Below are 12289 nucleotides of genomic sequence, written 5' to 3'. Positions count from 1 at the left end.
CCTCGCCGGCGCCGGTCACGCGGCGCCTCGCAGCGCGCTGTCGCCGGTGATGCCCTTGGTCGAGGCGATCACCTCGCGGAGCTTCTTCGCAAGGGCCTCGTAGAACATGCTGAGCGGGAACTCGTCCGGCAGCACGTCGTCCACCAGCTTGCGCGGCGGGAGCGACAGGTCCAGGGCGTCCGCGCCCTTGGCCCAGACCGACCCGGGGTGGGGCGAGAGGTAGGTCGCGACCAGGTCGTACGCGGCCAGCCAGTGCACGAGCTTGGGCCGGTCGATGCCGTCGCGGTAGAGCGTCTCGATCTCGCCGCAGAGCTGGTTGGTGACCTGGGGTGCGCGCTCCCAGTCGATGTGCAGGGTGTTGTCCGTCCAGCGTACGGCGTCGTGCTTGTGGAGGTAGGCGAACAGGAGCTGGCCGCCGAGGCCGTCGTAGTTGCGCACCCGCGCGCCGGTGACCGGGAAACGGAAGAGCCGGTCGAAGAGGATCGCGTACTGCACGCCCAGGCCCATCGGGTGGCCCTCGGCCTGGAGCCTGACCGCCTCCTTGAAGGTGGTCAGGTCGCAGCGCAGCTCCTCCAGGCCGTACATCCAGAAGGGCGCGCGCTGCTTGATCATGAACGGGTCGAACGGCAGGTCGCCGTGGCTGTGGGTGCGGTCGTGGATCATGTCCCACAGCACGTAGGTCTGCTGGGCGAGTTCCTGGTCCTCGACCAGGCGGGCCGCGTCCTCGGGCAGTTCGAGGCCGAGGGTGTCCACCGCGGCCGAGGTGACCGCGCGGAAGCGGGCGGCCTCGCGGTCGCAGAAGATCGCGCCCCAGGTCCAGCGCTCGGGCGCCTTGCGCACCGCGACGGTCTCCGGGAACAGCACCGCGGAGTTGGTGTCGTATCCCGGGGTGAAGTCCTCGAAGGTGATCGGGACGAACAGCGGGTTGTCGTAGCGGGTGCGCTCCAGCTCGGCGAGCCACTCCGGCCACACCACACGGAAGACGACCGCTTCGAGGTCCCGGTCCGGGTTGCCGTTCTGGGTGTACATCGGGAAGACGACCAGGTGCTGGAGGCCGTCCCGCCGGTCGGCGGCGGGCTGGAAGGCCAGCAGCGAGTCGAGGAAGTCGGGCACGGCGAAGCCGCCGTCGGCCCAGCGGTGCAGGTCCGTGACGAGCGCCCGGTGGTACGCCTCGTCGTGCGGCAGCAGCGGGGCGAGCTGCTCCAGGGCGTCCACGACCCGGCCGAGGGTGCGGGCGGCGTCCTCGCGGGTGGGCGCGTCCTCGGCGTCGAAGTCGATCGAGCCGTCCCCCCGCTGCCACGGGCGGATCGCCTCGACGGCCTGCTTCAACACCGGCCACTGGGGGTGTCCGAGCACGCCTTCGCCGGACATCCCGCCTCCGGTTGCCGCCTTCGACGAAAGAACTTCGCCCATGACCCCTCCTCCGCAAAAGAAACTGTCGTGGGAACAGCGTAATCACGCCAGGGCACCGCCTTCAAGCCCGCGACCTTGAGAATGCGCGGTCCAAGCCCCGGAAGTCCGTTGTTTTTACGGTCGGATGCCGGGATGGGGCGCTAAAAGTTGCGTGGCGCGCCCGAGTGTGCGCCCGGCCCGGCAACGGAGCCCCCGCGACCGCCGCGGAGGCGCGGGACGCGGGCGGCGGGGCGGCGGGGCGGCGGGGCGGCGGGGCGGCGGGGCAGGCAACCGGGCGACCAGCCCCGCCACTAGGGTGCCCCCATGAGCTTCCTGACCGTGGGCCACCGCGGGGTCATGGGCGTCGAGCCGGAGAACACCCTGCGGTCCTTCCGCCGGGCGGAACGCGAGGGCGTGGACCAGGTCGAACTGGACCTGCACCTGAGCAGGGACGGCGCCCTCGTCGTCATGCACGACGCGTCCGTGGACCGCACCACCGACGGCAGCGGCCTGGTCCGCGACCTGACGCTGGCCGAGATCCGCCGGCTGGACGCGGGACTGGGCGAGCGGGTGCCGGTCTTCGAGGAGGTCCTCGACGGCGTGACCCGCCCGATCCAGGCCGAGATCAAGGACGTCGCCGCCGCCCGGGTACTCGCCTCGGTGCTGCGCGAGCGCGACGCGACCGGCCGGGTCAGCGTGCTGTCCTTCCACGACGAGGCGCTGGCCGAGATCCACGCCCTGCTGCCGGAGGTCGCCACCGTGCTGGTCGCCGGCGACCTCGGCCCCGACATCGTGCCGCGCGCCCAGGCGGTCGGTGCCCGCCTGGTGAGCCTCGACCTCACCCGGCTCACCCTCGACGTGGTACGCCGCTGCCACGCGGCCGGCATCGCCGTCATGGCCTGGAGCGTCAACACCCCGCAGGACTGGGCGCTGACCCGGGCGCTGCGGCTGGACGGCGCCGCCACCGACCTGCCGCCCGCGCTCGGCCGCGACCTCGACGCGGCGTCAACGGCCGCCGCGCGGTGACACCAGGGCCGGGAGGGCGGACCGGCACCGGGGCGGTCACCCAGCGCGACCGGGATGCGACCGCCCGCGCACGGCCGGAAACACGGCGGACACAATGGTCCGACATCCGGACGGAGTTCCCAATGACGTGGACAGACCGCCCGGTCGGGTGCCAAGGTCCCGCCATGCGTCCCGCGATCCTCCCGTCCCGTCATCGCGCGGCCCTCGCCGCGGCCCCCCTGCTCGTCCTGGCGCTGGCCGCCTGCGCCCCGCAGGACGACGGCGACTCCTCGGCGGCCCCCTCGCCGTCCGACGGTGCCACGAGCACCGCCACGGCCTCGTGCAGCCCCGCCTCGCTCGCCACCCACACCTCCGGCACGTTCACCGTCGGCACCGACAACCCGGCGTACGACCCCTGGTTCGTGGACAACAAGCCGTCCAACGGCAAGGGCTACGAGTCGGCCGTCGCCTACGCGGTGGCCAGGCAACTCGGCTACAGCGCCGACCAGGTGACGTGGCAGAAGGTGCCGTTCAACAGCGCCTTCTCCCCGGGCGCCAAGAACTTCGACGTGGACATCAACCAGGTCTCCATCACCGCCGCGCGGCGCAAGACGGTGGACTTCTCCCCCGGTTACTACGACGTGCGGCAGGCGGTCGTGGCGCCCAAGGGGTCGAAGATCGCCGGGGCGCACTCGCTGGCCGACCTGAAGAACGCGAAGCTGGGCGCCCAGGTCGGCACCACCAGCCTCGACGTCATCGACGACGTGGTGAAGCCCACCCGGCAGCCCGCGGTCTACCAGCGCAACGACCTCGCGGTGGCCGCCCTGAAGAACGGCCAGGTGGACGGCATCGTGGTCGACCTGCCGACCGCGTTCTACATCACCGGCTCCGAGGTCCCGGGCGCCACCGTCGTCGGGCAGTTCGCCGCCACCGGCACCGCGCCCGAGCAGTTCGGGCTGGTGCTGGACAAGGGCAGCAAGCTCACCTCGTGCGTCTCGCAGGCGGTCACCACGCTGCGCGCGAACGGCACGCTCGCCGCCCTGGAGAAGAAGTGGCTGTCGGACGCGGTGAACGCCCCGGTGCTCAAGTGACCGTCCAGGACGAGCGGGAGGGCGGCCGGGCCGCGGCGGACGCGGACCCCTACCGCCCCTCGGCCCGGCGGATCGCCCGGGAACGCCACCGGCGCAACCGCACCCGCCGCGCCTTCGCCGTCGCCGCCGCCAGCACCGTGGCGACGGCGGCCGTGCTCTACGCGCTGATCGTCGACTCGCCCGGCTGGGACCGCACCCGGCAGACGTTCTTCGACGCCCACTACGCCCGCATCTCCCTGCACCCGGTGCTGGTCGGCCTGTGGCTGAACCTGCGGCTGCTGGTGGTCTGCGGCGCGATCGTCCTGGTCGCCGGGCTGCTGACGGCGCTGCTGCGCACCCTGCGCGGCCCGGTGTTCTTCCCCGTCCGCGCCCTGGCGACGGCCTACGTGGACTTCTTCCGCGGGCTGCCGCTGATCATCTGCATCCTGCTGTGCGTCTTCGGCATCCCGGCCCTGCGGCTGACCGGGGTGACCAACAACCCGGTGCTGCTCGGCGCGTTCGCGCTGTGCCTGACCTACACCGCCTACGTGGCCGAGGTGTTCCGCGCGGGCATCGAGAGCGTGCACCCCAGCCAGCGCGCCGCCGCCCGCTCGCTCGGCCTCAGCAACGCCCAGGCGATGCGCCACGTCGTGCTGCCGCAGGCCGTGCGCCGGGTGGTGCCGCCGCTCCTCAACGACCTGGTGTCCCTCCAGAAGGACACCGGCCTGGTCTCGATCGGCGGCGCGGTGGACGCGGTCTACGCCGCGCAGATCATCGCCAGCCGCGACTTCAACTACACGCCCTACGTCGTCGCGGGCCTGATCTTCGTGGTGATCACCATCCCCATGACGCGCTTCACCGACTGGGTGGCCGCGCGGATGAACCGGCGGCAGTCGCAGGGAGGCGCGGTATGAGCACGGAGGACCTGGTGGGCGAGCCGGAGCGGGCCGGCGGGGCCGAACCGCCGGCGGCGGAGGCGACGGCGGCCGAGGGAGGGTCCGCCGGCCTCGTGAAGACCGCTCCGACCGCGGTCGGAGCAACCGCGCCGGGCGCCGAGCCCGTGCTGCGGCTGGAGGAGGTGCGCAAGACCTACGGCGGGACCGTGGTGCTGCGCGACATCGGACTCGACGTGCCCGCGCACACCGTCACCGCGCTGATCGGCGCGTCCGGCTCCGGCAAGTCCACGCTGCTGCGGTGCGCGAACCTCCTGGAGGACGTCGACGACGGGGCGATCTTCCTGGACGGCGAGGAGATCACCGACCCGCGCGCCGACGTCGACGACGTACGGCGGCGGATCGGCGTCGTCTTCCAGGCGTACAACCTCTTCCCGCACATGACGGTGCTGGACAACATCACCCTCGCGCCTCGCCGGGTGCACAAGGAGCCGCGCGAGCAGGCCGAGGCCCGGGCCCGGGAACTGCTGGCACGGCTCGGCCTGGCCGACCGCGCCCGGGAGTACCCGGACCGCCTCAGCGGCGGCCAGCAGCAGCGGGTGGCGCTGCTGCGCGCGGTGGCCACCCGGCCGCGGCTGCTGCTCCTCGACGAGATCACCGCCGCGCTCGACCCGGAACTGGTCGGCGAGGTGCTGGCGGTGGTCCGCGACCTCAAGGAGCAGGGCATGACGATGGTGATCGCGACCCACGAGATGGCCTTCGCCCGCGAGGTCGCCGACCAGGTGTGCTTCCTGGACGGCGGTGTGGTCCTGGAGCGCGGCACCTCGGCCGAGGTCTTCGGCGACCCGCGCGAGCAGCGCACCCGGGAGTTCCTGCGGCGCGTCACGGAGTCCGGCCGGCTGTGAGCCCGGCCGCGCCCGGGTGGTGCGTCAGCCGATCCGCTTCGTCAGCAGCTCGAACTCCAGGTCGTCGCGGGTCGGGCGGCCGAACCGCTCCTGGCCGTAGGGGAAGGGCGACATCTCGCCGGTCCGGGTGTAGCCGCGGCGCACGTACCAGGCGATCAGCTCCTCGCGGGCGCTGATCACGGTCATGTGCATCTCGGCCGCGTCCCACTCCCTGGCGGCCACGCGCTCGGCCTCGGTGATGATCACCTTGCCCAGTCCCGCGCCCTGGAGCGACGGGCGGACCGCGAACATGCCGAAGTAGGCGTGCAGCCCGCGGTGTTCGAGCTGGCAGCAGGCGACCAGTTCGTCGTCGCGCTCCACCACCAGCATCATGCTGTCGGGTTTCTCCACCACGTCCAGCACGCCCTGCGGATCGGTCCGCTGCCCCTCGATCAGGTCCGCCTCCGTGGTCCACCCGGCGCGGCTGGTGTCGCCCCGGTAGGCGGACTCGACCAGGTCCACGAGAGCGGGCACGTCGGCCGGGGTCGCGGGGCGGAAGCTGAGGGATGCGGTGTCCATGCCGGCCAGGTTATCGAAGGCGGCCGAGCGCGCGGAGGCCCGCGCGGGAGCCCGGCGGGCGCCCGGAGCACCGCCCGGCGCCGGTTCGGCCCGGGGCGCGCGGCGTACCGTTGCACCACCGTCGGCACTCCCGCGCGCCCGACTGTGCGCCCGCCGGGTCGGGTAGGACCCGAACGGGCGGGCGGACGGGGCGCGGGCGGACCGGGAGTCCCCGCGGGCCGGTCCGGAGCGCGGGGGCGGCGGGACGAGGATGGCGGGGCGGACGGGGAGGGGGCGGGCACCGATGGGCGAACCGCCGCTGGTCGCATGGCTCCTCGTCGCGCTGAGCGCGGCGGCGGCCGTGTCCTGCCTGGCGCGCGCCGAGGACCGCGACGAGGCGGTGATGGGCGCCGGAATGGCGGTGATGGCGGTACCCGCCTCGGTGCTCGACCCGCACCGCTGGGTCGCCCCCGTCTTCGCGGTCGTCTACGCGGCGGCGGCGCTGCGCGCCCTGCTCCCCGGCACGCACTCCCCGGGCCACCGGGCGCACCACGTGGTCTGCTCGGCCGCGATGGTCTACATGGCGGTCGCCATGGCGCGGACGGCACCGGCGGGCGGCCGCACCATGGCCATGGGCGGCGCGGGCAGCACGGTGGCGACCGGCCTCCTCCTCGTCTACTTCGCTGTCTACGTGCTGCGGGCCGGCGTGGGGCTGGCGGTCCCGCCGCAGGCAGCCGGCGGCCCCGTGCCCGGTGCCGTGCCGCCGCTCTCCGGGGCGGGCGGACCCGTACCCGCGGCAGGCGGACCCGGGGCCGGCGGGCACGCGGGCGCGGTGGCCGGCGGGCCGCCCGGCGGCGGGCGGGTCCCGCTGCGGCACTCCCCCGAGGTGGCCGCCGCCTGCCGGGTGTCGATGGCGCTCGGCATGGTGGTGATGCTGCTCCTGCTGTGAGCCGCGCGCCGCGTCCGGGGGCGCGGTGGGGCGGATGTCCGCGGCGCAGCGGTGAGTTGTGCGTCACATCGGCGTACTTGCCGCGTCACAGTGCGCGGGGCGACTCCTAGGGTGATCGGCATGACGGTCCCGTTCGTGCTGCTGGTCCTCGGCGCACTTGCGGCGGCGACGGCGCCACGTCTGCTCGCACGTGCCGACTGGCCCGAGCGCGAGCCGGTACTCGCCCTGTGGGTGTGGCAGTGCGTGGTCGCCGCGGTGCTGCTGTGCTGCGTCTCGGCGATGGCGCTCACCGCCTCGGCGGCGTGGGCGGCGGTGCGCGGCCATGTCTTCGCGTTCGCGCCGCACGGCGTCGAGGACGCCTACGGGCTGGCCGGGTACGGCCGGTGGGCCGGCACGCTCGCGGTGGCGCTCGCGCTCGGCGGCGTGTGGACCGGGGCGATGCTCACCCGCGAGGTGCGCTCCGCGCGCGGCCGGCGGCGTACCCGCCGGGCCGAGATCCACGAGCGCGCGCCGCGGCTGCCCGGGGAGTCGGTGCCGCCCGGCGACCGGCTGGTCGTCCTGGAGGACGCCCGCTGCGACGCGTGGTGGCTGTCGGGCGCGGAGCCGCAACTGGTGATCACCACCGCCGCCCTCGGCCGGCTCAAGGGCCGCCAGCTCGACGCCGTCATCGCCCACGAGCAGGGCCACGCCCGGGCCCGCCACGACCTCCTGCTGCACTGCGCGGGCGCGCTCGCCGGCGGTTTCCCGCAGGTCCCGGTCTTCGCCGCCTTCCGCGACCAGGTCCACCACCTGATCGAACTGGCCGCCGACGACACCGCCTCGCGCCGTTTCGGCCGCCTCACCACCGCGCTGGCCCTGGTCGAGCTCAACGAGCCGCGGGGGGTCTTCGGCCCGACCCCCGGGGCACCGGCCGAAGTCCCCGGGCGGGTCAGCCGCCTGCTGGCACCGGCCCCGCGGCTGCCGGTCGCCCAACGGCTGCGACTGACCGTCCTGGCGCTGCTGGTCCCGGCGGTACCGCTCGTCATCACCTTCGGCCCCGGTCTGCACGCCCTGACCTGAGCGCGGTCCGCCCGCTCCCGCCGCCCGGGCCCCCGGCCGCCGCGCCCCGAGTGCCCCCGAGTGCCCCGGAGCGGGTCTGGAATGCTGGACCCAGCGACGACTACCGGGGAGGCACCATCAAGGCGGTCATGTTCGATTTCTCGGGCACCCTGTTCCGGATCGAGTCCTGCGAGCGGTGGCTCAGGGGCGCGCTCGGAGCCGAGGGCGTCGAGGCCGCGGACGACGAGGTGGCCAGGTATGCGAAGGAGTTGGAGCGGGCCGGCGCGCAGCCCGGCGGGCCGCCGCCCGAGCGGCTGCCGGATCGGCTGGCGGAGGCGTGGCGGACCCGGGACCTGACGGCGGAGCGGCACCGGGCGGCGTACACGGCCCTGTCGCGGTCGGCGGGGCTGCCGTGGGACGTGCACGACGCGCTGTACGAGCGGCACCGCAGCCCGGCCGCCTGGCAGCCCTACCCGGACACCGCCCGGGTGCTGGCCGAACTGCGCGGGCGCGGGGTGCCGGTGGCGGTGGTGAGCAACATCGGATGGGACCTGCGGCCGGTCTTCCGGGTCCACGGCGTGGCGGATCTCGTCGACGCGTTCGTGCTCAGTTACGAGCACGAGGCGCAGAAACCCGACCCGCGGCTGTTCCGGGTGGCCCTGGACAGGCTCGGCGTCAGCGGCGACGCTGTACGCGACGCCGTGATGGTCGGGGACAGCCCGGAGGCCGACGGCGGGGCGGCGGCGCTGGGCTGCCGGGTCCTGCTGGTGGACCCGCTGCCGGTCGCGGACCGGCCCGACGCGCTGCTGGCCGTGCTGGACCCGCCGGAAGGCGACCGGGACGGCGCTCCCCACGCCCGAAGGGAACCGGACGGGCCCTGAGCAGGCACAACCGGGCCTCGGCTCCGACGATCCCCCGTGTCGCCGGAGCCGACGCCCGATCCCCGTACACCCGCCACTATCTGGCCCGGCGAGCCGCGTTGAGTATATTGGCTCGCAGCCAGTCAACGCAGGAGTTCATCATGTCCCCTCGCAGCGCATCGGTCAATGAAGCGATGCGTCAACGTTCGCGCGAACGCCTCCTCCAGGCGACCGTCGAGCTGGTCGAGGAGCGCGGCTACGAGGCCACCACGCTGGCCGACATCACCAAACGGGCCGGCTCCGCACGCGGCCTGGTGTCGTACTACTACTCGGGCAAGCGCGCGCTGGTGCAGTCCGCGGTGCACCGGCTGATGAACCAGGAGCTGGCGGCGGGCCTGGAGGCCGCGCCCGAGCCGGCGGACGGCGACGAGGTGATGGCGCGGGCGATCGACGCGATCCTCGGCCTGACCGTCACGCACACCAAGCTGATGCGCATCCACATGTCCCAGATCCTGGCCGACGAGGGCTTCATCCAGTGCCCGGAGCAGCAGCGGCTGGCGGCGCTGCTGGAGCAGACGGTGGTGCGGTGGGGGTCGGAGGCGGCGCGGGAGGAGTACCGGCTGCTGCGCGCGCTGCTGATGGGCGCGACGGTGGCACTGCTGCTGCCCGGCGCCCCGATGCCGTTGGCCCGGCTGCGGTCGGAGCTGTTCCAGCGGTACGGCCTGGACTGGCGGCTGGGCGTGCCGCCCTGTCCGCGGGACCCGCGGGAGACGGACCGGGCCGGCGCGCCGGGGGCCGTGCGGAACGTCTGACGCGGTGATCGCGGACTCCCGTCCACGGCACGGCTGTTGAGCCAGTAGAGTGACTGACCGTGACTGCGCGACCGTTGGACGAGATTGTCGAGGCGGGCTGGGCGAAGGCGCTCGAACCCGTGGCGGACCGGATCGCGGCGATGGGGGACTTCCTCCGCGCCGAGATCGCCGCGGGCCGTACCTACCTGCCGTCGGGGGCCAACGTGCTGCGCGCGTTCCAGCAGCCCTTCGACGAGGTGAAGGTGCTGATCGTCGGCCAGGACCCGTATCCGACGCCCGGGCACGCGGTCGGGCTGAGCTTCTCGGTCGCGCCGGACGTGCGGCCGCTGCCGGGCAGCCTGGAGAACATCTTCCGCGAGATGCACGGCGACATCGGCGCGCCCCGGCCGTCCAACGGCGACCTGACGCCCTGGACGCGGCAGGGCGTGCTGCTGCTCAACAGGGCGCTGACCACCGCCCCGCGCCGCCCGGCCGCACACCGCGACAAGGGCTGGGAGCAGGTCACGGAGCAGGCCATCCGAGCACTGGCCGCGCGCGGCCGCCCGCTGGTGTCGATCCTGTGGGGCCGGGACGCCCGCAACGCGCGACCGCTGCTCGGCCCGCTGCCGGTGATCGAGTCCGCGCACCCCTCGCCGATGTCCGCGGACCGCGGCTTCTTCGGCTCGCGCCCCTTCAGCCGGGCCAACGACCTGCTCGTCCAGCAGGGCGCCCAACCGGTGAACTGGCAACTGCCCTGAAACGGGCTGCGGGGTAGTCTGCCCGCGTGACGACGCATTCCGACACCCCGGCCGGCTGGTACGCCGACCCGCAGGGCACTCCGAATCTGCTCCGGTACTGGGACGGCGCCCAGTGGACCGAGCACACCAACCCCGGCCAGGTCCCGGGCCAGGCCCAGGTCCCCGGCGGGCAGAAGCCCTCGCAGGAGGGCGGCGGCAGTGCGTGGGAGCTGGACGTCAGCCGTTCGCCCGACCCCTCGCGCATCCAGCACCAGGTGCAGGGCCAGGCCGGCGTCATGGCACCCGGCTACGGCGGGGGCACCCTGTTCACCGAGCCGGTGCTCGTGGTGAACCAGAAGGCCAAGCTGATCGAACTGGTCAACGAGTACACCGTCTTCGACCAGAACGGCCGGACCCTCGGCTCGGTGGTGGAGGTCGGCCAGAGCACCGCGAAGAAGGTGCTGCGGTTCGTCTCCAGCGTGGACCAGTTCCTCACCCACAAGCTGGAGGTGCGCGACGCGCAGGGGCAGCCGCACCTCGTGCTCACCCGCCCGGCGAAGCTGATCAAGTCCAAGGTGCTGGTGCACCGGGCGAACGGCGAGCCGCTGGGCGAGATCGTCCAGCAGAACGCGTTCGGCAAGATCAAGTTCGGCTTCATGTACAACGGCCAGCAGATAGGCGCGATCAAGGCCGAGAACTGGCGGGCCTGGAACTTCGCCATCGTGGACCACACCGACACCGAGATCGGCCGGATCACCAAGACCTGGGAGGGGCTGGCCAAGACGATGTTCACCACCGCCGACAACTACGTCCTCCAGATCCACCGGCAGCTCGCGGACCCGCTGCTGAGCATGGTCGTGGCGTCCGCGCTCACCGTGGACACCGCGCTCAAGCAGGATTCGCGCGGGCTCGGCTGACGCGTGGGCGACTCTCGCGATCCCGCCGGCGGCCCGTGGGTGCTGGGTGTCGACTCCGGGGGCTCCGGCGTGCGGGTCGCCCTCGCGCCGGCCGGCCCGGCCGGCGCCGCCGGGGGCTCTCCGGGCCCCGCCTCCGCCGCTACCCCCCTCGCCGCCGCCTCCCTCGCCGCCGACGACCGCCCGGCCGTCACCGGTCCGCGCGGCATCGACGCGGCGAGCCTGATGGAGCGCGTGCACCCGCTCGTCGAGCGGCTGACGGCGGCCGCCGGGGCGGACCGGATCGCCGCGGCCTGCGTCGGCGCGGCCGGGATGGCCACGCTCGGCGACGACCTGCGCGACCGGCTGCCGGACGCGCTCGCCGCCGCCTTCGGGGTGCGGCGGCTCGCGCTGGCCGGCGACGCGGTGACGGCCTACGCGGGCGCGCTCGGCCTGCGCCCCGGCGTGGTCGTGGCGGCGGGCACCGGGATGATCGCGCTCGGCGCCTCCGCGGACGGCGACGGCCACGAGGGCGCCGGCGCCTGGCGCCGCGCGGACGGCTGGGGCCATCTGCTGGGCGATGCGGGCGGCGGCGCCTGGATCGGCCGTGCGGGCCTCGACGCGGCCATGCGCGCCCACGACGGGCGGGCCGGCGGCTCGATGGCCCTGATGGCCGCGGCCCGGGAGCGCTTCGGGCCGCTGGACGCGATGCCGGCGCAGCTCTACCCGCGGCCCGACCGCGCCGCGGTGCTCGCCTCGTTCGCACCCGAGGTGGGGCGCGCCGCCGGCGACGACCCGGTGGCCGCCGGAATCCTGCGGCAGGCCGCCGCGCACATCCTGGAGTCGGCCGCGGCCGTACGGCCCGGCGCCGGGCCGGTGGACGTGGCGCTGGCCGGCGGGCTGTTCCGGATGGGCGAGCCCCTGCTCGGCCCGCTGCGGGCGCAGGCGGAGCGGTTGCTGCCCGGCGCCGTCCTGGTGCCGGCTGCGGGCGGCCCGCTGGACGGCGCGCTGCTGATCGCGCGGGCCCTGCGGCACGGCCGGCTGCCGCTGCCCGCCGACCCGCGCCTGCTCACGCTGACGGACCGCCCGGGCCCGTGAGGCGGCCCCGCCGGGGACCCCGGCGGGCCCGCGACCGGCCGCATCCGAAAACCGAAGCGGACACTTCAGGACAGGTCCGACCTCCTTCGCACCCGGGCGAACAAGCATGCCGCGCGACGCG

General features: G+C 74.4%; 13 protein-coding genes. 11 read left to right on the top strand and 2 right to left on the bottom strand.

Going from position 1 to position 12289, the window contains the following annotated elements; translation table 11 throughout:
• Positions 1-15: 15 nt before the first annotated feature.
• Positions 16-1413, bottom strand: a complete 1398-nt coding sequence (locus tag RVR_RS32960; RefSeq protein WP_202237579.1) for a DUF6421 family protein — start codon at positions 1411-1413, stop codon at positions 16-18.
• Positions 1414-1716: 303 nt separating this feature from the next.
• Here RVR_RS32960 and RVR_RS32955 point away from each other — a divergent pair, with 303 nt between their 5' ends.
• The 4 genes from RVR_RS32955 to RVR_RS32940 all read left to right on the top strand — a co-directional run bounded on the left by RVR_RS32955 (position 1717) and on the right by RVR_RS32940 (position 5265).
• Positions 1717-2418: a glycerophosphodiester phosphodiesterase gene (locus tag RVR_RS32955; protein WP_202237578.1), complete on the top strand. Its 702-nt coding sequence runs from the start codon at positions 1717-1719 to the stop codon at positions 2416-2418.
• Between the two features lie 164 nt (positions 2419-2582).
• On the top strand, positions 2583-3488 hold the full coding sequence (locus RVR_RS32950) for an ABC transporter substrate-binding protein (protein ID WP_202237577.1): 906 nt from the start codon (positions 2583-2585) through the stop codon (positions 3486-3488).
• Entirely contained in the window at positions 3485-4381 is an 897-nt protein-coding gene (locus RVR_RS32945) for an amino acid ABC transporter permease (RefSeq protein ID WP_202237576.1), read from the top strand. Before RVR_RS32950 ends, RVR_RS32945 begins: the two co-directional genes overlap by 4 nt.
• Positions 4378-5265, top strand: a complete 888-nt coding sequence (locus RVR_RS32940) for an amino acid ABC transporter ATP-binding protein (RefSeq protein ID WP_202237575.1) — start codon at positions 4378-4380, stop codon at positions 5263-5265. Before RVR_RS32945 ends, RVR_RS32940 begins: the two co-directional genes overlap by 4 nt.
• A 24-nt stretch (positions 5266-5289) precedes the next feature.
• Here the strand turns inward: RVR_RS32940 and RVR_RS32935 are convergent, their stop codons facing one another.
• Positions 5290-5823, bottom strand: a complete 534-nt coding sequence (locus RVR_RS32935; RefSeq protein ID WP_202237574.1) for a GNAT family N-acetyltransferase — start codon at positions 5821-5823, stop codon at positions 5290-5292.
• Between the two features lie 283 nt (positions 5824-6106).
• Between RVR_RS32935 and RVR_RS32930 the strand changes: the two genes are divergently transcribed.
• The 7 genes from RVR_RS32930 to RVR_RS32900 all read left to right on the top strand — a co-directional run bounded on the left by RVR_RS32930 (position 6107) and on the right by RVR_RS32900 (position 12168).
• Positions 6107-6751, top strand: a complete 645-nt coding sequence (locus RVR_RS32930; protein WP_202237573.1) for a DUF5134 domain-containing protein — start codon at positions 6107-6109, stop codon at positions 6749-6751.
• 120 nt (positions 6752-6871) lie between these two features.
• Complete coding sequence (locus RVR_RS32925) at positions 6872-7810, top strand: M56 family metallopeptidase (RefSeq protein ID WP_202237572.1); 939 nt, start codon at positions 6872-6874, stop codon at positions 7808-7810.
• A 128-nt stretch (positions 7811-7938) separates the two neighbouring features.
• Positions 7939-8670, top strand: coding sequence for an HAD family hydrolase (locus RVR_RS32920; RefSeq protein WP_202237571.1), 732 nt, complete (start codon positions 7939-7941; stop codon positions 8668-8670).
• Positions 8671-8810: 140 nt separating this feature from the next.
• Positions 8811-9461, top strand: a complete 651-nt coding sequence (locus tag RVR_RS32915) for a TetR/AcrR family transcriptional regulator (RefSeq protein ID WP_202237570.1) — start codon at positions 8811-8813, stop codon at positions 9459-9461.
• A 59-nt stretch (positions 9462-9520) separates the two neighbouring features.
• Positions 9521-10198, top strand: a complete 678-nt coding sequence (locus RVR_RS32910) for a uracil-DNA glycosylase (protein ID WP_202237569.1) — start codon at positions 9521-9523, stop codon at positions 10196-10198.
• Positions 10199-10224: 26 nt separating this feature from the next.
• A complete protein-coding gene (locus RVR_RS32905; RefSeq protein WP_202237568.1) occupies positions 10225-11094 on the top strand; it encodes an LURP-one-related family protein in 870 nt (289 codons plus the stop codon).
• A gap of 3 nt (positions 11095-11097) precedes the next feature.
• Entirely contained in the window at positions 11098-12168 is a 1071-nt protein-coding gene (locus RVR_RS32900) for an N-acetylglucosamine kinase (RefSeq protein WP_202237567.1), read from the top strand.
• Positions 12169-12289: the final 121 nt, after the last annotated feature.

Origin of the sequence: Streptomyces sp. SN-593 (assembly GCF_016756395.1) — a bacterium.
Taxonomy (GTDB): Bacteria; Actinomycetota; Actinomycetes; order Streptomycetales; family Streptomycetaceae; genus Actinacidiphila; species Actinacidiphila reveromycinica.
Note: the sequence above shows the minus strand (reverse complement) of the source record. Positions and strands in the feature narration are given on the sequence as shown.